This window comes from Pseudarthrobacter sp. As-47 (genome assembly GCF_058215595.1).
On record NZ_CM177088.1, the window covers coordinates 1,404,629 to 1,425,956 of the forward strand.

The 21,328-nt window shown below is 67.5% G+C and carries 18 protein-coding genes; 7 read left to right on the top strand and 11 right to left on the bottom strand.

The genetic code is table 11. The features are described 5' to 3' along the window. Positions 1-3: 3 nt before the first annotated feature. On the top strand, positions 4-1,329 hold the full coding sequence (locus tag AC4BCK_RS06510) for a SufS family cysteine desulfurase (protein ID WP_251422484.1): 1,326 nt from the start codon (positions 4-6) through the stop codon (positions 1,327-1,329). Positions 1,330-1,352: 23 nt separating this feature from the next. Continuing rightward, entirely contained in the window at positions 1,353-1,802 is a 450-nt protein-coding gene (gene sufU / locus AC4BCK_RS06515) for a Fe-S cluster assembly sulfur transfer protein SufU (RefSeq protein ID WP_174175612.1), read from the top strand. Between the two features lie 99 nt (positions 1,803-1,901). On the opposite strand, the gene AC4BCK_RS06520 is transcribed toward sufU, so the two are convergent. The 3 genes from AC4BCK_RS06520 to AC4BCK_RS06530 are packed head-to-tail and all read right to left on the bottom strand — an operon-like array spanning position 1,902 to position 4,176. Next, the gene (locus AC4BCK_RS06520) at positions 1,902-2,123 is read right to left on the bottom strand and encodes an SCO4848 family membrane protein (protein ID WP_174175614.1); all 222 of its coding nucleotides are present in this window, start codon (positions 2,121-2,123) and stop codon (positions 1,902-1,904) included. A gap of 3 nt (positions 2,124-2,126) precedes the next feature. After that, positions 2,127-2,624: a DUF2505 domain-containing protein gene (locus AC4BCK_RS06525; protein ID WP_174175616.1), complete on the bottom strand. Its 498-nt coding sequence runs from the start codon at positions 2,622-2,624 to the stop codon at positions 2,127-2,129. A 43-nt stretch (positions 2,625-2,667) separates the two neighbouring features. After that, positions 2,668-4,176: an SDR family oxidoreductase gene (locus tag AC4BCK_RS06530; protein ID WP_364406028.1), complete on the bottom strand. Its 1,509-nt coding sequence runs from the start codon at positions 4,174-4,176 to the stop codon at positions 2,668-2,670. A 268-nt stretch (positions 4,177-4,444) separates the two neighbouring features. Here AC4BCK_RS06530 and mfd point away from each other — a divergent pair, with 268 nt between their 5' ends. After that, positions 4,445-8,122: a transcription-repair coupling factor gene (mfd, locus tag AC4BCK_RS06535; protein ID WP_490566759.1), complete on the top strand. Its 3,678-nt coding sequence runs from the start codon at positions 4,445-4,447 to the stop codon at positions 8,120-8,122. A 4-nt stretch (positions 8,123-8,126) separates the two neighbouring features. Further along, positions 8,127-8,942 (top strand): metal-dependent hydrolase, encoded by an 816-nt coding sequence (locus tag AC4BCK_RS06540; RefSeq protein ID WP_490566760.1) that lies wholly within the window; start codon positions 8,127-8,129, stop codon positions 8,940-8,942. Between the two features lie 62 nt (positions 8,943-9,004). Here AC4BCK_RS06540 and AC4BCK_RS06545 read toward each other — a convergent pair whose 3' ends face one another. The 6 genes from AC4BCK_RS06545 to nirB all read right to left on the bottom strand — a co-directional run bounded on the left by AC4BCK_RS06545 (position 9,005) and on the right by nirB (position 16,120). Beyond that, positions 9,005-9,268 carry a hypothetical protein gene (locus AC4BCK_RS06545; protein ID WP_174175624.1) on the bottom strand — a complete coding sequence of 88 codons (264 nt, stop codon included), beginning with the start codon at positions 9,266-9,268 and terminating at the stop codon, positions 9,005-9,007. Positions 9,269-9,318: 50 nt separating this feature from the next. Next, positions 9,319-10,044, bottom strand: a complete 726-nt coding sequence (deoC, locus tag AC4BCK_RS06550; RefSeq protein ID WP_174175626.1) for a deoxyribose-phosphate aldolase — start codon at positions 10,042-10,044, stop codon at positions 9,319-9,321. 121 nt (positions 10,045-10,165) lie between these two features. After that, a complete protein-coding gene (locus tag AC4BCK_RS06555; RefSeq protein ID WP_310109737.1) occupies positions 10,166-11,035 on the bottom strand; it encodes an FAD-dependent oxidoreductase in 870 nt (289 codons plus the stop codon). A gap of 227 nt (positions 11,036-11,262) precedes the next feature. Next, a complete protein-coding gene (locus AC4BCK_RS06560; protein ID WP_490566761.1) occupies positions 11,263-12,423 on the bottom strand; it encodes a uroporphyrinogen-III synthase in 1,161 nt (386 codons plus the stop codon). A 14-nt stretch (positions 12,424-12,437) separates the two neighbouring features. Then, complete coding sequence (gene cobA / locus AC4BCK_RS06565; protein WP_251422503.1) at positions 12,438-13,472, bottom strand: uroporphyrinogen-III C-methyltransferase; 1,035 nt, start codon at positions 13,470-13,472, stop codon at positions 12,438-12,440. Between the two features lie 2 nt (positions 13,473-13,474). Beyond that, a complete protein-coding gene (gene nirB, locus AC4BCK_RS06570; protein WP_490566762.1) occupies positions 13,475-16,120 on the bottom strand; it encodes a nitrite reductase large subunit NirB in 2,646 nt (881 codons plus the stop codon). A gap of 270 nt (positions 16,121-16,390) precedes the next feature. Between nirB and nirD the strand changes: the two genes are divergently transcribed. Beyond that, on the top strand, positions 16,391-16,777 hold the full coding sequence (nirD, locus tag AC4BCK_RS06575; protein ID WP_251422509.1) for a nitrite reductase small subunit NirD: 387 nt from the start codon (positions 16,391-16,393) through the stop codon (positions 16,775-16,777). Positions 16,778-16,780: 3 nt separating this feature from the next. On the opposite strand, the gene AC4BCK_RS06580 is transcribed toward nirD, so the two are convergent. Next, a complete protein-coding gene (locus AC4BCK_RS06580) occupies positions 16,781-18,541 on the bottom strand; it encodes a phospho-sugar mutase (protein ID WP_490566763.1) in 1,761 nt (586 codons plus the stop codon). Positions 18,542-18,634: 93 nt separating this feature from the next. Further along, positions 18,635-19,453 carry a purine-nucleoside phosphorylase gene (locus AC4BCK_RS06585; RefSeq protein WP_310109730.1) on the bottom strand — a complete coding sequence of 273 codons (819 nt, stop codon included), beginning with the start codon at positions 19,451-19,453 and terminating at the stop codon, positions 18,635-18,637. 106 nt (positions 19,454-19,559) lie between these two features. Between AC4BCK_RS06585 and AC4BCK_RS06590 the strand changes: the two genes are divergently transcribed. Then, positions 19,560-20,975 (top strand): NAD(P)H-quinone dehydrogenase, encoded by a 1,416-nt coding sequence (locus tag AC4BCK_RS06590; protein ID WP_174175643.1) that lies wholly within the window; start codon positions 19,560-19,562, stop codon positions 20,973-20,975. A 151-nt stretch (positions 20,976-21,126) separates the two neighbouring features. Further along, the gene (locus tag AC4BCK_RS06595; protein WP_174175645.1) at positions 21,127-21,312 is read left to right on the top strand and encodes a PspC domain-containing protein; all 186 of its coding nucleotides are present in this window, start codon (positions 21,127-21,129) and stop codon (positions 21,310-21,312) included. Positions 21,313-21,328 lie beyond the last annotated feature (16 nt).

Below are 21,328 nucleotides of genomic sequence, written 5' to 3' on the forward strand. Positions count from 1 at the left end.
GTCTTGGCCGTAGTATCAACGCCGCCCACGCTGGAGCGCGCCCTGCCGGTCATGGATGACGCCGAGGTACTCCGCATCCGCAACGACTTCCCGGTCCTGAACCAGCTGGTCAATGGCCAGCCCCTGGTCTATCTCGATTCCGGGGCCACCTCCCAGAACCCCCTAAGCGTCATTGAAGCTGAGCAGGAATTCTACGAGCAGCGCAATGCCGCGGTACACCGTGGCGCGCACCATCTCGCCGTGGAGGCCACCGAGGTGTTCGAGGATGCCCGGCAGACGATTGCCGACTTCATCGGCGCTGACTACGCGGAGACCATCTGGACATCGAACGCCACCGAGGGCCTGAACCTGATCAGCTATGCATTGTCCAATGCAGGACTGTGGGCTGCCCAGGGCCGCGGTGACGCGGGCCTTAAACAGCTTGCCCTGAACCCGGGCGATGAAATTGTGGTGACGGAAATGGAGCACCACGCCAACCTGATCCCCTGGCAGGAGCTGGCGTTCCGCACCGGGGCCACCCTTCGCTACATCCCCATCGACGACGCCGGATCCCTCCGCATGGACCTGGCCGGGGACATCATCGGCAACCGGACCCGGGTGCTGGCGTTCACCCACGCCTCGAACGTCCTGGGGACCATCAACCCCGTTGCAGAGCTTGTGGGACTGGCCCGGAAAGCCGGCGCGCTGGTGGTGCTGGACGCCTGCCAGTCAGCCCCGCACCTGCCCCTGGACGTCAAGGGACTCGACGTCGACTTTGCCGTCTTTTCCGGCCATAAGATGCTTGCCCCCACGGGAATCGGGGTGCTGTACGGGAAACAGGAGCTGCTGGACATCCTGCCGCCTTTCCTCACCGGGGGCTCCATGATCACCACCGTCACCATGGAACGCGCTGAATACCTTCCTGCACCGCAGCGTTTCGAGGCCGGTACCCAGAGGATTTCCCAGGCCGTGGCGCTCGCGGCAGCGGCGAACTACCTGACCGAAACGGGCCTGGACCGGATCCACCAGTGGGAAACCGGGCTCGGCCAGCGCATGGTTTCCGGGCTGGAGTCCATCCCGGGAATCCGCGTCCTGGGTCCGTCCGCCGGCAAGGAACGGATCGGGCTTGCCGCGTTCGATGTCGAGGGTGTCCATGCCCATGACGTGGGGCAGTTCCTGGACTCGAGGGGAATCGCCGTGCGCGTGGGCCACCACTGCGCCCAGCCGCTGCACCGCAGGCTGGGGCTGACCGCCACCACCAGGGCAAGCGCCTACCTGTACAACACAACGCACGACGTCGACCAGTTCCTGGATGCCGTCGCCGGCGTGCGGGCCTATTTCCGCGCCTAGCAGGGAAGACCGAAGGTAACACCATGAGCCTTGACCAGCTGTACCAGCAGATCATCCTGGACCATTCCAAGGCCCGGCACGGCAGCGGCCTTGCGGGGACAGCGGCGCCCGAGGGCGCGCACACCGGCCAGTCGCACCAGCTCAACCCCGTGTGCGGGGATGAAGTTACCCTGCGGGTCGCCGTCGAGGACGGAAAAGTGGCCCAGGTTTCGTGGGACGGGGCGGGATGCTCCATCTCCATGGCGTCCGCGTCCGTGCTCAGTGAACTGGCCGAGGGCATGACAGTGGCCGAGCTGCACAACGCGATCGACAGCTTCCGGGAAGTCCTGCGCTCACGCGGGAAGGTCTCCGCGGATCCTGACCTGCTGGGGGATGCGGCGGCGTTTGAAGGCGTGGCCCGCTATGCGGCACGGGTCAAGTGCGCCATGATTTCCTGGGTTGCGGCGGAGGACGCGCTCAACCAGGCCGCCTGACCCGGCGCGCTCCTCCGGGTTCCCTGGAACAACAGAAGGCCCTCCTCCCGACGGGAAGAGGGCCTTCATCAGTACACTGCTGTTCCTGGGGTAGGCCCGTCAGCCGGCCATCGCCATGATGCCGATGGCGGCAGTGGCGGCGCCCAACACCATGGAGATGCTGACAAGCACCACATGGACGGTAAGGAACCTGGTGGCTTTCCCGGCGGAGTCACGGGCCCGCGGATCCTTCATGACCCGGCGCAGGAACTGCGGCCAGACCACCAGGGACCAGACTCCCGCAACGACCAGCACCAGCGAGGCGAAAACGGGCAGTTCCACGGGTTAGTGGCTTTCCAGCCAGGCCTGCGCCTGCTTGGCCTGGAGGTTCAGGGCCTTGGCCACCATCGGCTCCGCGGCATCGGCGATCTTCCCGCCAAGGAACGGCACCGAGGATTTTACTGCCCCTTCAAGCTCAACGCGGGTGCCGCCGTCGGCAGCCACCAGCCGCTGCACGGCGGTGACGTCAACGGGTGCGCCGGCAATCTTCAGCGAGATGTTGCTCTGGCGGGAGCCGTCCGCAGCCGGGGCGTCCCAGTTCTCCACCTGGGTGACCTTCAGGTGCTCACCCACGAACTTCCGGGCAATCTCGGGCAGGCGCGTGGTGGGCAGGGTCCGCACGGAGGTGGCGCTGAAGGCTCCAGCAACGTCCCCGTCCACGGTGAACGACTCCAGCGATCCGCCCACGAGCTGGCTGACGTGGCGCTGGAAATCCTCGTTCACCAGGACAGCTGCCACGTTGTCGACGGAGTGCGGAAGGGTGGTGGTTGCGCTCAGGGCCATGTGTCCTCCTGGGACGTGCGGAACGGTTTTAACTCCACACATCCTACGGGGTTTGCTCTGCGTGCTCCGCATCCGCGATCTTTTGGGCGGCGGTGGTGATATTCCGCGCCATGGCCGGAAAGATCAGGCTGTGGAAGGGCAGCACGGCCAGCCAGTACAGCCTCCCGCTAAGCCCCTTGGGGAAGAAGATGGCCCGCTGGCGGTAGCGGCTTCCGGTCCCGTCGGGCTCCACGGAGAGCTCCAGCCAGGCACGTCCCGGCGCCCGCATCTCCGCCCGCAGCCGCAGCAGCTTTCCTCGGTCGATGCGTTCCACACGCCACCAGTCAACAACCTCTCCGGTGGCCAGGGTATGGGGATGGCGGCGTCCGCGAAGCAGCCCGGCGCCGCCGGTCAGCTTGTCCAGCAAGCCGCGGACCTGCCACGCCAGGGGGAGGGAGTACCAGCCGTTCCGCCCGCCGATACCCTCGATCACTGTCCACACGTGCGCGGGGTCCACGTCGCCGTGGAAGGTCCGCTCGTCGATGTAGACCTTGTGTCCGGCCCAGTCGGGGTCGCTGGGCAGGGGATCGGCCGCCGCCCCCGCATTGGCCCACGTTGTTTGGACCTGGCCGTCGCGTTCCTTGCCAAGGGCCAGGGCGACGGCGCTGCGGTAGGTGGTCAGCCCGCCCTCGGGCTGCGGGATGAACTCGTCGATGTCGTGCTCGTCGGACACGGCATCATGCTGGAGGGACTGGACCAGGGGAACAGCCATGGATAACGGGATGGGGGTGGTCAGGGCAACCCACATGCCGGCGAGCTTGGGCGCCGGGACGGGCAGTGCCAGCACCACCCGGTAAGGGAGTCCGGCTTCGGCCGCGTATTCCTTCATCATTCCGGCGTAGGTGAGGACCTGCCGGCAGCCGATGTCGAACGTGCGGTTGATCGGCCCCTCGAGCGATGCCGCCGAGACAAGGTAGTACAGGACATCCCGCACCGCGATGGCTTCGATCCGGTTGCGGACCCAGCTGGGTGCCGGCATCAGCGGCAGCGTCTCGGAAAGGTGGCGGATCATTTCGAAGGACGCCGAGCCTGACCCGATCACCACGCCGGCCTGGAACACGATGGCGTCCACCGGACTGTCCAGGAAGACTTTCCCCACCGCTTCCCGGGAACGCATGTGGGTGGACAGTTCGACCCCCGTGGGGTGCAGCCCGCCGAGGTAGACAATCCTGCCAACGCCCGCGGCCGCAGCGGCCTCCGCTGCCGTCCGGGCCATGGCCTGCTCCTTGGCCTCAAACCCGGACCCGGCCGCCATGGAATGCACCAGGTAGTAAAAGACGTCGACGCCGTCCAGCGCCTTCCGCAGCGCTCCGCCGTCGTCAAGGCTGCTTTCCACCACCTCCACCTGGTCCCGCCACGGCACTCCGGCAATCTTGTCCGGCGAGCGCACCAGGACCTTGACCGTGTGGCCGGCCTCCAGGAGCTTGGGCACAAGCCGGCCCCCGATGTAGCCGGTGGCTCCGGTGACCAGGACAGTCCTGGAAGAACGCGGGGTGCTGCTGGTTTCAGTCATGGTGGCTCCTTATCGTCCACAGGCCATTCGGAGCGGCCCGCGGTCTGGACGGCTGCTTTCGTAGACTGCCGCCGGCATCAGCTGCCGGACTCGTCCGTCCCTGCCCAGCCTAGCCCCGCGCCAGAGTGCCAGCCCCGCGCCAGCGCACTGGTCCTTTGCCAGCGCGCATTGTCGGAGCTGCGCGGTAGGCTGGGTTTACCCGGGATTCGCAGCGAATTTCGGGTTTTCGCGCTGCCTGCTTTCCCGCAACACCACAGGAGCTTCTGCCATGAGCCTTCCCGGCCCGTCCACTCACGGTCCGTCCCTGGACGGACTCCGCCGCGCACTCGCCGCGGACCAGACCTTCGCGCGCGTCCGTGCCGAGGCTGCCCGCGGGTTCGCGGTCCGTGGCCAGGACTACCAGATCAGTGCACCCGCCGGGCTGCGGGCGGTGCTGCTGGCCGAAATGGCGGACGGCATAGCCGCCGCAGGGAACGACGACGGCGGGTCCGGCGTCGTGCTGGCCGTCACCGCGACGGGCCGGGAGGCCGAGGACCTGACGGCGGCGCTGCGGGCCTACCTTCCGGCGGACTGCGTGGCCGAGTTTCCCAGCTGGGAGACCCTGCCCCACGAGCGGCTCTCGCCCCGTTCGGACACCGTCGGCCGGCGGCTCTCCGTGCTGCGCCGCCTGGCACACCCGGAAACGTCGACGGCGGGCCCGCTCCGGATTGTGGTGGCTCCCGTCCGCGCCGTGGTCCAGCCGGTGGTTGCGGGCCTTGGCGAGCTCGTCCCGGTCACCTTGAAGGTAGGCCAGGAACGGCCCTTCACCGAGGTGGTGCGGAGCCTCTCCGACGCCGCCTACGCGCGGGTGGACATGGTGACGCACCGCGGTGAGTTTGCTGTCCGCGGCGGGATCATCGACGTCTTTCCGCCCACTGAGGACCACCCCATCCGCGTGGAGTTCTTTGGCGACGAAGTGGACCAGATGCGCTGGTTCGCCGTGGCAGACCAGCGCTCGCTGTCCTCGCCCGGGCTGCACCACCCCACCGAGCTGCACGCCCCGCCCTGCCGCGAAATCCTCATCACCCCGTCCGTGATGTCCCGGGCGGCCACCCTCAAGGCGCAGCTCCCGGCAGCAGCAGACATGCTCGAGAAGATCGCCGGCGGAATCGCCGTGGAGGGCATGGAATCCCTGGCGCCCGTGCTGGTGGACGCCATGGTCCCGCTCGTGGAACAGCTGCCCGCAGGCTCGATCTCGGTGGTCATCGAACCCGAGAAAGTCCGCACCCGTGCCCACGACCTCGCCGCCACCAATGAGGAGTTCCTCGAGGCCGCCTGGTCCACGGCTTCGGACGGCGGGACGGCGCCGCTGGACCTCAGCTCGCAGGCAAGCGCCGCGCTCCATTCCGCCAGCTTCCGCTCCCTCACGGAAACGCGCAGCTCCTCCCTGGACCACGGGGTCTCCTGGTGGTCCATCACGTCGCTGGCGCAGGACGAGGAACTGCTCCCGGATATCGACGTCCTGAACCTGCATGCCCGGGAACCGCGGGGCTACCAGGGCGATGTGGCCGAGATGATGGAGTTCATCGGTTCCCACGTCCGGGACCAGTGGCGGATCGTCGTCGCCACTGAAGGCCCCGGACCTGCCCAGCGCCTGGCCGAGCTGTTCCACGAGAACGACATCCCCTGCGCCAGGGTGGACAGCCTGGACCACGAGCCCCAGGCGGGCATCATCGAGGTGACCACTGCCGCCGTCGGACGCGGTTTTGTCCTGGACGGGCTCAAACTGGGCCTGCTCACCGAAGCCGACCTGCTGGGCCGTACCTCCGCCGGGTCAACCAAGGACATGCGCCGCATGCCCTCCAAACGCCGCAACGCCGTGGACCCGCTGCAGCTCGTGGCGGGCGATCACGTGGTCCACGAGCAGCACGGCATCGGCAAGTTCGTGGAACTGATCCAGCGCAAGATCACCGTCGGCGGCTCGAAAGATACAGCCGGGGTGCGGGAGTACCTGGTGCTGGAGTATGCCCCGTCCAAGCGCGGCGCGCCGGGGGACAGGCTGTTCGTTCCCACGGACCAGCTGGACCAGGTGACCCGCTACGTGGGCGGCGATACCCCTGTCCTGAGCAAGATGGGCGGCGCGGACTGGGCCAGCACCAAGTCCAAGGCGCGCAAGGCCGTCAAGGAGATCGCCGGGGAGCTCATCCGGCTGTACTCTGCCCGGATGGCGTCCCGCGGGCACGCGTTCGGCCCGGACACCCCCTGGCAGCGGGAACTGGAGGAAGCCTTCCCCTACGTGGAGACGCCGGATCAGCTGACCACCATCAACGAGGTCAAGGCGGACATGGAGCGCGAGATCCCCATGGACCGGCTGGTCTCCGGTGACGTGGGCTACGGCAAGACGGAGATCGCCGTGCGGGCCGCGTTCAAGGCGGTCCAGGACGGCAAGCAGGTGGCCGTGCTGGTGCCCACCACGCTGCTGGCCCAGCAGCACTACGAAACGTTTACCGAACGGTTCTCCGGCTTCCCCCTGCGCGTGAAGCCGCTGTCCCGTTTCCAGGCGTCCAAGGAGGCCAAGGAGACGGCGGAGGGCGTCAAGAACGGCACCGTGGACGTGGTGATCGGCACGCACCGGCTCCTGTCCAAGGACTTCGAGTTCAAGGACCTTGGCCTGGTGATCGTGGACGAGGAACAGCGCTTCGGGGTGGAGCACAAGGAAGCGCTCAAGAAGATGCGCACCAACGTGGACGTGCTCGCCATGAGCGCGACCCCCATCCCGCGCACGCTGGAGATGTCCCTCACCGGCATCCGCGAAACCTCCACCCTGGCCACTCCGCCGGAGGAACGGCACCCGGTCCTGACGTACGTGGGCCCGTACACGGACAAACAGACCTCCGCCGCCATCCGCCGCGAGCTGATGCGCGAAGGCCAGGTGTTCTTCGTCCACAACCGGGTGTCCACCATCGAACGGACGGCCGCAAAGATCCGTGAGCTGGTGCCCGAGGCCCGGGTCGAGGTGGCGCACGGCAAGATGTCCGAAAGCCGCCTGGAACAGATCATCGTGGACTTCTGGGAGAAGCGCTTTGATGTCCTGGTGTGCACCACCATCATCGAGACCGGGCTGGACATCTCCAACGCCAACACCCTGATCGTGGACGGCGCGGACAAGTACGGCCTGTCCCAGCTGCACCAGCTGCGCGGACGCGTGGGCCGCGGCCGGGAACGTGCCTACGCCTACTTCCTCTACCCGTCGGAGAAGCCGCTGGGCGAGGTGGCCCTGGAGCGGCTCAAGGCCGTGGCCACGCACAACGAGCTCGGCGCGGGCATGCAGCTGGCCATGAAGGACCTGGAGATCCGTGGTGCCGGCAACCTGCTCGGTGGTGAACAGTCCGGCCACATCCAGGGCGTCGGATTCGATCTGTACATCCGCCTGGTGGGCGAGGCCGTGGCGGACTTCCGCGGCGGGGCCGAGGAAAAGGCAGCAGAGATGAAGATCGAACTGCCGGTGAACGCCCACCTTCCGCACGACTACGTGCCGGGGGAGCGGCTGCGCCTGGAGGCGTACCGCAAGCTCGCGGCTGCCCTCACCAACGAGGCCATCGACGAGGTCCTGGCAGAACTGGTGGACCGGTACGGAGAGCCGCCGCTGCCGGCGCAGAACCTTGTGTCCGTGGCCCGCTTCCGCGTGGGCGCCCGTGAAGCCGGCCTCTCCGATGTTGCCCTGCAGGGCAACTTCATCAAATTCTCGCCGGCCACCCTTCCGGAATCCAAGGTCATGCGGCTGAACCGGATGTATCCGGGGTCCCAGTCCAAGCCTGCTCTTGATGCCGTGCTGGTCCCCAAGCCGAAGACGGCAAGGATCGGCGGTCGTGACCTGCAGGATGCGGAGATCCTGGACTGGGCCAACGGAGTCATCCGCAACATCTTCTCCGACGCGCCGCTCACCGCTCCGGCAGTCAGCGGATAGCCGCATGATGGGAGGACACCACGCCGCGTCGGGAGCCGCGGCGTGGGTGGCTATTGCCTCGACGGGCCCGTACACGCTGGGCTGGTACCCGCTGGACGCCGCCGGGATCCTGATCGGTGGAATGGCGACGGCGGGAACAGCCCTGGTGTGCGACTGGGACCACCGGCACAGCACAGTTGCGAATTCCCTGCCGCCGCTGTCCAACGTGATCGCCGTCGGGATTGAAAATGCCAGCGGCGGGCACCGCCAGGGAACGCACTCCGTCCTGGGTGCGGCTTTCTTTGTCCTGCTGGCCACGCTGGCGGGGCAGGTCCAGCTGCAGACGGACTGGGGCCTGCTTTCCGTGGGCGCAGGGCTGCTGTGCATGTTCATGATCAACATTGCGGCCAAGGCCTTGAAGCTGTTCCCGAAGGCGGGGTTCATCAGCAACTGGATCTTCGCGCTGACCATGGCGGGGCTGGTCACCTGGTTCGCGCCGGACCAGTGGACCTGGCTTCCGGTATCCATGCTGACCGGCGTTGTGGTCCATATCGTGGGGGACCTGGTGACCACCGGCGGTGTTCCTTTGCTGTGGCCGCTCGTGGTCAGGCCGCCCAAACCCCTGCGCCGGGTGCCGCTGCTGCGCCAGGTGTGGCGGCCCAACGGGGCGCTGTCCCTCCCGCTGCTGGGACGGGCCGGGTCAAAACGCGAGTGGCTTGTCCTGATTCCTGTGAGCGCCTACGCCATGGTGGGCCTGTCCGTGGCCGCCTGGTCCCTGGCCCACGCCCACTGGGGCCGCGCGGCCGACGCCGCGGTGGCGTGGGCGCGCATCTGGTTCTGAACCTTAAGCAACAAAGAACCCTTGGACCGTCCGGTCCAAGGGTTCTTTGTGGTTTCGTGTGCCTAGTGTTCGCCGGCGGAGTCTGAGCGTCCCAGGATGCTCTGCGGAATCCAGAAGGCCAGGGCAAACAGCGCAAGGCAGACTGCCATGGGCCAGGGGTTATCCAGCGTGAGGAAGGAGAGGGAGTACACGGCTCCCAGGAACAGCGCGATCATGGCGACAAAGAGGAGGATGCTCGTGCCGAGCTTGTTCTCGTTCTGCGGGGTCTGGATGGTCCCTTCGTGGGACGATGAGCCCTGGCTGGACGCCGTGATCTTGCTGGACATAATTCCTCCTCGGCCCCGCGGGGCTCAATCTGTGGCGGCTTCCGGTGCCTTCAGTACGACGACGAACCCTGTTCACCGTTCACAATGGCAATCCCGGAGCTGGCACCAATACGTGTTGCACCAGCTGCAATCATAGCCTGCGCATCCGCAAGGGAGCGTACCCCGCCGGAGGCCTTGACGCCCAGGCCGGGTCCCACCGTTGCGCGCATCAGGGCGATGTCCTCCGCTGTTGCACCGCCCCCGTTGAAGCCGGTGGAGGTCTTCACGAAGTCCGCGCCGGCTTCCACAGCCGCCTGGCAGGCCGTGACCTTCTGGCTGTCGGTGAGCAGCGCCGTTTCGATAATGACCTTCAGAATCGCGCCGCTGGCGTGCACTGCCTCGGCCACGGAGGAGATGTCCTCAACGAGCGCGCCCTTGTCCCCGGCCCTTGCAGCGGCGATGTTGATGACCATGTCCACTTCATCGGCCCCGTCCAGCACCGCGCCGCGGGCTTCGAAGGTCTTGACGTCGGTGGGTGTGGCACCCAGCGGGAACCCCACCACCGAGCAGGTGAGGACCCCGGTGCCCCTGAGCGCGGTCTTGACGGTCTTGACCCAGATGGGGTTGACGCAGACTGACTTGAAACCGTATTCGGCCGCTTCCGCGCATACCTTGAGGACGTCGGCTTCCCCAGCCTCAGGCTTCAGCAGCGTGTGGTCGATGTAGGACGCTATGCTGCCGGAACCTGCGGCGCCGGTGGCTGTGGTCTGAACGGAAGGGGTGGCTTCGTTGCTCATGATGGTCCTCTCCAGGGGCCTGTGGGCCGGGCGTTGTAACGCCCATGACTCGTTTCGGAACCATCTTGCCACAGCAAGGATCGCCGCCTGCCCCGGGGGCGGGAGGCGTCCCTTCGTGCCGTCAGGCCGCTGCCTGCAGCGGGACGGCGCCCGAGTCAGCCGAGGCCGCGGTCAGCAGCTGGGTGGCGCAGGCGCCCGCAGCGGAAGCCGCCGCAACCAGCAGGCCCAGCCGGACGCCGTCGAACGCTGCGGCGTCACCGAGGGCCCAGATGCCGGGAACCGACGTCCGGAAGTCCTGGCTGATGACAATCCCTCCGCTGGGCGCGGTCCGCAGGCCGGCGCTGGCGGCCAGTCCGTCCCGTGAGACCCGCTCCTCCGCCAGAACCACCAGGTCACCGTTCATGCTGCTGCCGTCCTCGAAGATCACCGCGGACGCAGCCAGGCCGGACGCGGACGTGCCGGGAACGACGGCGGCCGGGCGGGCTGTGGTGCGGACCGGGCGGACGCCCTGGGCGCGGAGCACGGCCTCAGCCTGGCCGGCCGCCGTGCCGTTGCCCACCAGGATGCCCAGTGGGCGGCGGCCGAGCTCCCTGGCTACCTCGCTGACGGCCTCCCCGATGCGGGCGGCATCGTCAATGGTGGAGTAGCTCAGGCAGGCGCCCGCTCCTTTCACCGGGCTGGCCACGGGTGCCGATCCGGTGGCGATGACCAGCTGGTCGTAGGCGAATTCCATGCCGTCCGCGGTGGCCACGGTGCGGTTGACGGCGTCGATGTGGCTTGCCGGCTGGCCGAACCGGACCGAGACCTGCGGCAACAGCGCCAGCTCCAGCAGTTCCTCCGGGGTGTCGTCCCGGTTGCTCAGCACGGTGATGGTGCCGGTGAAACGGGCCCGGTCCAGCTGGCTGACAAGCGCCTGGGCAGCAGGACCTGCCCCCGCGATGACAATGCGGGTGGCGGCGGAGGTGGATGTGGAGGGTGCCGGAGCGGACATGTGCTGGCCCTTTCGCTGGCGGCCGGAAGCGGCCGGAACTTCGTGATGGAACCCAGCGTAGGCCCGTGCCTTTTCCGGCGTGTTTCCCGGCAGTTGCTGTTTAAAGCCCCGGTGTTCGCCAGTGTTTACCGGCCGGTAACAGAACCCGTGACCTGCCTCTCATCCGCCAGCTGGCCGACACATTTGCCCTGTGCTGCTGCCCGTCGGTGCTGTCCGTCCCGGGATTCCTAGACGCGGATACGGTAGCCGCGCTTCACCACAGTTTCCACCAGGCGGCCGTCAGGCAGCGAGGAGCGGAGACGGCTGACGGTCATGTCCAAGGCGTGGACGGAACCGCGGAGTTCCAGCAGGTCGGACAGCGATTCCCGGGACAGGACCGCGCCGCCGGCACCGAGCAGGGCGCGCAGGAGCAGCAGCGGTGCGGGGGCGAGCTCCACCGGTTGCCCGTTGATGCGCAGGCTGCGGCCGCGCAGCTCGATGTTGCCGGACCGGGTATCCAGCCGGCGCACGTGGTTGAGCGCGAGGTGCTCGCACACCAGCCGGATCAGTGCACCCATCCGGAACCGTTCCGGGATCAGCGGTGTCACGCCGGCATCCAGCAGGGGCTGCGCCGTGACCGGACCCACCACTGCCGTGGTGACGTTGGTCTTCAGGCTCTCGATCAGCTGCTTGTAGACGCCCATTTCGTGGGCGGTGCTCCACATGGCATCCACCGCGGGTGCGCTGGTGAAGGTGAGGACGTCCAGGTTCCCGCTGCAGGCAGCCTCGATGAGCCGGGGGAGCCGGTCCTCGCCGTCGGGCTTCACCCAGCGGTACGGCGTGACTGTCAGGACGGTGGCGCCGGACATGCGCAGGCGTTCCAGCTGCCGCACATCGGTGTAGCCGTGCAGCTGCACGGCAACGGTTTTCCCGCGCACGCCCTCGGCCAGCAGCATGTCCACCAGCGTTGCGGTGGTTTCGTCGCTGCTTATTCCGACGTCGGCGAGGCCGGCGGCGCGCACCGCACCGCGGGCTTTGGGTCCGCGGACGAACATCCGGCAGGCGCCCAGGGTCTCGAGCAGTTGCTCGCCAATACCGAAGGAATCCGCGGCCTCGCACCAGCGCCGCATCCCGTAGGCGGTGGTGGCGATGCAGAGGTCCGGCCGCGCCGCGATGATGGCACAGGTGTCCTCGATGAGCCGCATGTCCTCCTGCACGGGTGCGATTTTCAGGGCGGGGGCGTGCAGCACTTCCGCCCCGCGGCGTTCCAGCGCCTCGATCAGGTCCTGGGACCGCCGGTGCGAGGTGACACCGATGCGGAAACCCTCCAGTGGAGCCTCTGCGGCGTCGGGTGCTTCTTCAGGCGTTCGTTTGACCTGCGGTGGTTCGGCCGGTGCAAGTGCAGTCATGGGGGTCAATCCTTTCACGAACCCAGCAGCGAGGCCGCCAGCCTGTCCAGGTCGGCTGCGGCCTCGGCATGCCCGCGGTTGGCTTCAGCCACGCGAACCACCTCGCCGATGACCAGCACGGCGGGGTTGCTGCAGCCGGCGGCGGCGGAGGCGATGGTGCCCAGGTCCGCGATGGTGGTGCGCTGGCCGGGGCGGTAGCCGCGCTCCACCACGGCCATGGGCATGTCAGCCCGCATCCCGGCCCGGCGGAGTCCGGCAGCGAGCTGGTGGAGCGTTCCGATGCCCATCAGCACCACGATGGTCCCGCCGAGGCCGGCAAGGTGCTGGTGCTCCTTCTCGGTCAGCGGGGCGTGGCCGGACACCACGGTGAACATGTGGCTGACTTCGCGGTGGGTGACGGGGATGCCCGCGGCAGCCGGGACGGAAATGGCGCTGGTGACGCCGGAGATCACGCGGACCTTGACGCCGGCGGCCACGCAGGCGGCAACTTCCTCTCCGCCACGGCCGAAGACATACGGGTCCCCGCCCTTGAGGCGGACAACATTGTTGCCGGCCAGGGCGCTCTCCACCATGAGCTTCTCAATGTCGCCCTGGCTTACCTTGTGGTGGCCGGGCTTCTTGCCCACGTCCACCAGTTCGGCCGAGGTGAGGGAGGGGAGCTCCTGGTACGGGGCCAGCCGGTCGTAGAACACCACGTCGGCGTCACGGAGGGCCTTGACGGCGGCGACGGTGAGGAGCTCGGTGGTGCCGGGGCCGCCGCCCACCAGGGTGACGTGGCCCGGGGTGCCGGCAGCCGGCTCCACAGCGACCGGAATCCCCGTGTCGCGGCAGCGGCCAAGGAGGGATTCCCAGCCGGGCTGTCCGTCCTCCACGGCCGCCACCAGGAAGGGGCGTTCGGGCAGCGGGCCGTCGTGCGCCGAGCCCTGCGGAGTGCTGAGGCGGTAGACGACGGCGCCGGCGGCTTCGTAGCGGCGGACCGCCTGGCGGGCAGCGTGGTCCGAGCCCGTCACCAGTACTTCACGGCCGGTGAGATCAATGCTGAGCTGCATGCCTATACCTCGTTCTCGTCGCGGGACCTCAGGGGGATGGAAGCGCCAATCAGGACTGGCTGCTGGGCGGCTGCCGCCTTCTCCTCGGCGGTGGCGGGGCGCATCTGGCCGCGCTCGTCCGGGACGAAGGTGATGGAGTCGTCCTTCTGGTCGGGTGCATTGACGAAGGAGCGGAAGCGGCGCAGCCGCTCGGGGTCCTTCAGGGTGTCAGCCCATTCGTCGATGTAGGTATCCACGTGCTTGGCCATGGCGGCCTCGAGGTCAGCGGCGATGCCCAGGGTGTCCTTGACCACGACGTCCTCAACGTGCTTGATGCCGCCGTCGAGCTCTTCCTGCCACCGCGCGGTGCGCTGCAGCCGGTCGGCGGTGCGGATGTAGTACATGAAGTAGCGGTCGATGTATTTGATCAGCGTTTCGTCGTCGAGGTCCTTGGCGAGCAGCTGCGCGTGGGCGGGCGTTGCGCCGCCGTTGCCGCCGACGTACAGGTTCCAGCCGTCCGCGGTGGCAATGACGCCCACGTCCTTGCCGCGGGCCTCGGCGCATTCGCGGGCGCAGCCGGAGACGCCCATCTTGAGCTTGTGCGGGCTCCGCAGGCCGCGGTAGCGCAGTTCCAGCTGGATGGCCATGGCCACCGAGTCCTGGACGCCGAAGCGGCACCAGGTGGAACCGACGCAGGACTTCACCGTACGCAGGCTCTTGCCGTAGGCCTGGCCGGATTCGAAACCGGCGTCCACCAGTTCCTTCCAGATTTCCGGCAGCTGCTCCAGGCGGGCACCGAACATGTCGATCCGCTGGCCGCCGGTGATCTTGGTGTACAGGTTGTACTTTTCGGCGACGGCGGCGATCACGCCCAGCTTCTTGGGGGTGATCTCACCGCCGGCGATGCGGGGGACCACCGAGTAGGTGCCGTCCTTCTGCATGTTGGCCAGGGCGCGGTCATTGGTGTCCTGCAGGGTGCCGCGGCCGGCGTCCAGCACGTAGGCGCTGTTCTGGCTGGCCAGGATGTTGGCGATGGTGGGCTTGCAGATGTCGCAGCCTGCGCCGGTGCCGTACTTGGCCATGATCTCTTCGAAGGAGGTGAGTTCCAGGACGCGGATGGCGTCGAACAGTTCCTGGCGGGACAGTTCGATGTGCTCGCAGAGGGCCTTGGAGACCTCGACGCCGGACTTGGTGAGTTCGGTTTCCAGCAGTTTCTTGAGCATCGGCACGCAGGAACCGCACTGGGTGCCGGCGCGGGTGCAGCCCTTCAGCTCGCCCAGTTCCTGGACGGGGGCGTTGCCCTCGCAGGCGCCGCAGCCGTTGATAGCGTCGCGGATGCTGCCGGCGGTGACGTTATTGCAGGAGCAGAGGGTGGCGTCGTCCGGAAGTTCCGTTTCGGGGGCTTCGCCGCCGCCTGCCGCGGTGAGGAACGCGCCGGGTTCGGCGGGAAGCTCGCGGCCGAGGAGCGGGCGGAGGCTCATGTACGGTGAGGCGTCGCCCACGAAGATGCCGCCCAGCAGGGTCTTGGCATCGTCTGTGGTGACGATCTTCTGGTACACGCCGCGGGCGGGGTCGGCGTACACGATTTCGAGGGCGTGTTCGGTCTTGGCGAACGCATCGCCGAAGCTGGCCACGTCAACGCCGGAGAGCTTGAGCTTGGTGGCGGTGTCGAAGCCGGGGAACGTTGCGTCGCCGCCGTGCAGCCGGTCGGCCACAATCTCCGCCATGGTGTTGGCGGGGGCAACCAGGCCCAGGCACATGCCGCCGAAGTTGGCCACCTCGCCGATGGCCCAGATGCCGGGCACTTCGGTTTCGCAGTAGTCGTTGATGACCACGCCGCCGCGGGGACCCAGGCTGAATACCTGTTCCTCGCCCTCGGCGGCGCGGAAGAGTTCGTCACGGGGCCGGACGCCGATGGCCACAATGACCATGTCTGCTTCGATGATGCGGCCGTCCGCCATGAGGACGCCGGTGACCTGGCCGTCGTCGTCGGACAGGACTTCTGAAGGGAACACGCCGCCGTGGACTTCGAAGCCCTTCGCCTTGATGAGCCGTCCCATGGCCTGGCCGGCGCCTTCGTCCAGCTGCGTGGCCATCAGCCACTGCGATCCGTCAATGACGACCGGGTTGGCGCCCAGCTGCTCCGTGCCGGCGGCGGATTCGAGGCCAAGGAGGCCGCCGCCGATGGTGACTGCGTTGACTTTGCGGCCCAGCTTCTCCTTCAGCCCGGCGATGGCCTCGTTGATGGCCCATACGTCTTCGAGGGTGCGGTAGACGTGCGTATGTTCGGCGCCCGGGATGGGCAGGCGTGCGGCGTTCGAGCCGGTGGCCACCACCAGCTCGTCGTATTCGAAGGTGTTGCCGGCAGCCGTCTCCACGGTCTTGGCCCCGGCATTTATCCTGATGACCCGCTCGCCGGTCTTGAGCTCCAGGGACGGGTGGTCCCACATGGCTGCGGTTCCCAGCGTAAGGTCCACGTCCTTGTCCGTGAGGGCCTTGGAGAGGGCAACACGGTCGTAGGGCAGGTGGGCTTCCTCAGTGAGGACCGTGACATGCCAGCCATCGAGGCCACGGGCATGCATTGCGTCCGCAAAACGGTGGGCCGCGGGGCCGCCGCCGGCGACGACGATGCGGCGCGGAGTCTCTGTGCTTGAAGTCTGTTCGGTCACTGATGGCCTTTCGCATGGGCCGCAGTGGAACTGCAGCCTTCTCTGTCGAGCTGTCCATCCAGACTAGGGAGACGCAGTTTCGCTTCAGTTTCCCAATTGTTTCGTCAACTTAACTTCTGCATCACGAACGCATTTCCGGCCGTGTGAGGTGTCTTTTACGCGCCGGACACATTCACTGCACGCCTCTGAAACACCCGGAGCCTAGCGTGGTTCACGGCTGCAAAGGCGGCCCACTGAGAAGGATTACCCGCACAGGGAGAGGAGCCGGACATGACGGCAACACTGGAACTTGGGGCACTCGAAGCCGGCCTTGACGAGGCGGTATCCGGGATCACGGGCGGCTGGCACAGCGTGTGCCCGGTGGAGGACCTGGAGATTGCCTGGGGCGAGGCAGCCCTGGTTGCGGGACGCCAGATTGCCCTCTTCCGCACGGGCGCCACCGAGGTTTTCGCGGTTGCGCACGAGGACCCGGCCACGGGAGCACACGTCATGGCGCGCGGGATCCTGGGCTCACGCGGGGAGCGCCCCACCATCGCCTCGCCGCTGCACAAAGAGGTCTACGACCTCGAAACCGGTGAATGCTTCAGCACGCCCGGCCTGGCCATCGCCACCTTCCGCACCCGCATCAGCGACGGCATGGTCGAGGTTGAGCTGTAGCGGCTAGAGCCCCAGCGCTTCACTGACGTCGCGGAGCACGTCATCCAGCGCCGCCCGTACTGCCTGGCGGGCGGCCGGCAGTTCCGCGGCGGAACCCACATGCTGGATTACTTCGAGGTAGCACTTGAGCTTGGGCTCGGTGCCGCTCGGACGGATGATCACGCGCGTCAGGTCCCTGGTGACGTACAACAGCCCGTCCGTGGGCGGCAGCTCGTCGCTGCCCTCGGCCAGGTCCGTGTACACCTCAACAGCGGATGATCCGAACGTTTCCGGCGGGGAGACCCTGAGCCGGTTCATCATCGCGTCCAGGAGCCCCAGGTCCGCAACCCTGATGCTGAGCTGGTCGCTGGCGTGCAGGCCGTGCTGCAGGTAGAGCTCGTCCAGGGTGTCGAAGACGGTCTTGCCGTCAGCCTTGGCGGCCGCCGCGAGCTCCGCGATCAGCAGGGCAGCCGAGATCCCGTCCTTGTCCCGCACCAGATCCGGCGCCACACAGTAGCCCAAGGCTTCCTCGTAGCCGTACACAAGCCCGGGAACCCGGGAAATCCACTTGAACCCGGTCAGCGTCTCCTGGTGGGCATAACCGGCCGCTGTGGCGATGCGGGCCAGCAGCCGGGAGGACACGATCGAATTCGCGAACACTCCCTGGGCACCTTCCTCCGTGCCGCCGTCGTCCGTTGCCCTGCCCGCGGCGATCCTGGCGGCCACGTGGGCTCCCAGGAGCGCGCCAACCTCGTCCCCGCGGAGCATCCGCCAAGCGCCGGTATCAGGGTCTTTCGCCGCAACGGCCGCCCTGTCGGCGTCGGGATCGTTGGCAATCACAATGTCTGCCCCCAGCCGTTCAGCCGACTCCAGCGCCAGGTCCAGGGCGCCGGGTTCTTCCGGGTTGGGAAAGCTGACGGTGGGAAAATCCGGGTCCGGCTCGGCCTGCTCCGCCACCAAGGTGATGTCCTTGAAACCTGCGGCGTTCAACACCGACAGCGCGGTCCCGCCGCCCACACCGTGCAGGGGAGTCAGGACGATGCCCAGGTCGCGGGCCGGGAACTCACCGGGCATGGCCAGCGCGGCCGTGGAGCGTTCGTAGTCGGCTGCAATGGTTCCGTCCAGGACAGTCCAGCCGGAAGGGGCAAGGGTGATCGAATCCAGAGGCCCCACCGCGTTGATCCGGGCGGCGATGGCGGCATCGTACGGGGTGACGATCTGTGCACCGTTGCCGTTCTCCGGCACGGCATGGCGGCCCAGGTACACCTTGTACCCGTTGTCCTGCGGCGGGTTGTGGCTGGCAGTCACCATGACCCCGCCGTCGCATTCCAGCGCCCTGACGGCGAAGGCCAGCAGGGGAGTGGGCAGCGCCGCAGGCATCAGGAACGTCTCGATCCCCGCTGCCGTGAAAATCGCTGCGGTTTCCTCGGCAAAGATGTCCGAGTTGTGCCGGGCGTCGTAGCCGACGACGGCGCGCGGCCAGGTTCCCGGGGAGGACTCGCCGACCGCCGAGAGCAGGAAGTCCGCCAGGCCGGCGGCGGCCCGGCGCACCACCACCCGGTTCATCCGGTTCGGACCAGGACCCAGGGCCGCCCGCAGTCCCGCCGTGCCGAACTGCAGGGTCCCGCGGAAGCTGTCCGCGAGTTCCTGGCGGGCTGCCGGGACACCGTTCTCCACCTGCCGGATGAGCTCGAGGAGGGAGGTCGACGTCACCGGATCCGGGTCTTGGGCAGCCCACGCGCGGGCATCATTGAGCAGTCGGATTTCGGCATCGGAAGACGTCATAGGCCTAACGCTATCGTTATTGGCCCGCCACTTCTTCCAACCCCGGCCACGAAATGCCCGTGGCAGGGGCGCCGCGGGTGACCGCGCCGCCGGTCAGAGCCGGGCGATGATCTCTGCCAGCAGCTTCGAAATCCGCGGTCCGGCAGCCTGACCGGACTCGATGACCTCCTGGTGGCTCAACGGCTGGGGGCTGATGCCCGCTGCAAGGTTGGTGACCAGCGAAATGCCGAACACCTCCATGCCGGCGTGCCGCCCCGCGATGGCCTCCAGCGCCGTCGACATGCCCACCAGGTCGGCGCCGATGCGCTTGGCGTACTGCACCTCGGCGGGCGTCTCGTAGTGGGGGCCGGGGAACTGGGCGTAGACGCCTTCTTCCAGGGTGGCATCGACGTCACGGGCCAGTCCGCGGATCCGGGCAGAGTAGAGATCCGTCAGGTCCACGAACGTGGCACCCTCCAGCGGCGAGGCGGCGGTGAGGTTGATGTGGTCGCTGATCAGCACCGGGGTGCCCGGGGTCCAGTTTTCCTGCAGCCCGCCGCAGCCGTTGGTCAGCACCAGGGTCTTGCAGCCGGCGGCAGCCGCTGTGCGGATGCCGTGCACCACCGCGCGCACGCCCTTGCCTTCGTAATAGTGCGTCCTTGCACCCAGCACCAGTGCCCGCTTGCCGCCCGGGGTCAGGACCGAGCGGATGGTGCCCACGTGTCCTTCCACCGCCGGGGCGTGGAAACCGGGGACCTCGTCGGCGGACAGGGTGGCGGTGGTTTCGCCAATCAGGTCGGCTGCCTCGCCCCAGCCGGAGCCGAGGACCAGGGCGACGTCGTGGCTGTCCACGCCCGTTTCCTCGGCGATGTAGTCGGCAGCGGCACGCGCGGCGGCAAAGGGATCGGTGTTCAGGAAGTCAGTTGTACTCACTGGTACAAGCTATCCTGCCGTCCGTCGCGCCGCCCACCCTGGGCCGGTTTTCCTGAGAGACCGTTTTCTTTGGCCGTGCGGGGGAGTTGCAGGAGAATGATTGTTTGTGACTACGCATCCAGATTTCAGTTCCCCCCGGATCGCAATCCTGGGAGGTGGTCCGGGCGGGTACGAAGCCGCCATGGTGGCCGCCTCGCTGGGGGCGCAGGTCACCATCATCGAGCGTGCAGGACTGGGCGGATCGGCCGTGCTGACGGACGTCGTCCCGTCCAAGACCCTGATCGCCACCGCAGACCTGATGACCCGCGTGGGGGAGGCGGGCGAGCTGGGAGTGAAGTTCGACGTCGACGGCGGCGACTTCGTGCCCGTGATGCGCGCCGACCTCAAGCACATCAACGACCGTTTGCTGAACCTGGCCCGCAGCCAGTCCAAGGACATCCATGACGGCCTGGAGAACCTGGGCGTGCGGATCATCACCGGGTCCGGCCGGCTGCTGGATGACCGGACCATTGAAGTCCTCACCGCGGACGGCACCGAGACCGTCGAGGCGGACACCATCCTGCTCGCCGTGGGCGCCCATCCGCGCGAGCTTCCCACGGCACGGCCGGACGGCGAACGGATCCTCAACTGGACACAGATCTATGACCTCGATGAGCTGCCCGAAGAACTGATTGTGGTGGGTTCCGGTGTTACCGGGGCCGAATTCGCCTCCGCTTACAACGGACTGGGATCCAAGGTCACGCTTATTTCCAGCCGTGACAGGGTGCTTCCCGGATCCGACGTAGACGCGGCAGTAGTACTGGAGGAAGTCTTCGAACGCCGCGGCGTCCGGGTCCTCTCGCGCTCCCGTGCCGAGACCGTGGAGCGGACGGACGACGGCGTGGTGGTCACCCTCAGCGACGGGTCCAAGGTCACCGGCAGCCACTGCCTGCTGTGCCTGGGCTCCATCCCCAACACCGCAGGGATCGGCCTTGAAGAGGCCGGCGTGGCGGTCAGCGAAAGCGGCCACATCAAGGTGGACGGCGTGTCCCGCACCTCGGCCCCCAACATCTATGCCGCCGGTGACTGCACCGGCGTGCTGCCGCTGGCCTCCGTGGCGGCCATGCAGGGCCGCATCGCGGTGGCGCACTTCATGGGTGACACCGTCACCCCGCTCAAGCTGCACCAGGTGGCCTCAAACATCTTCACGTCCCCGGAAATCGCGAACGTGGGCGTCTCGGAAGCTGAGATCGACTCGGGCAAGTACCAGGGCGACATCATCAAGCTCTCGCTGCGCAGCAACGCCCGCGCCAAGATGCGGAACCACCGCGACGGCTTCGTGAAGATCTTTGCCCGCAAGGGCTCCGGCACGGTGATCGGCGGGGTGGTCGTAGGACCGAACGCCTCGGAGCTGATCTTCCCCATCTCCATCGCGGTGAAGCAAAAACTGCACGTGGACGACGTCGCCAGCACCTTTACCGTCTACCCGTCCCTCAGCGGCTCCATTTCGGAGGCGGCCCGCCGCCTGCACGTCCACCTGTAGGGGCGCGTCGGAATCCACCGGGTTCCAGGAGCCCGTGAGTCTGGACCACTCCGCGCAGCCTGCATAGACTCCTCAAAGGGACGGCCGGGAATTCCATCAGCGGATTTCCCGGCCGTCCCTGCACCAGCCATCAGAAGGGTAGGCGGAAGAAATGTCAGCAGCACTCGTGAGGCCGCGCAGCGGCAAAATCATCGGTGGGGTGTGCGCGGCCCTGGCAGCCCGTTTTGGGCTTCCAAAATTCCTGGTCCGGTTGGGCTTCGTCATTTTTGGCCTGGTGGGGGTCGGCGAACTGGCCTACATCGTGCTCTGGATCCTTATTCCCAAGGCCCCGGCCTAAGTATGCGCGCACCGGG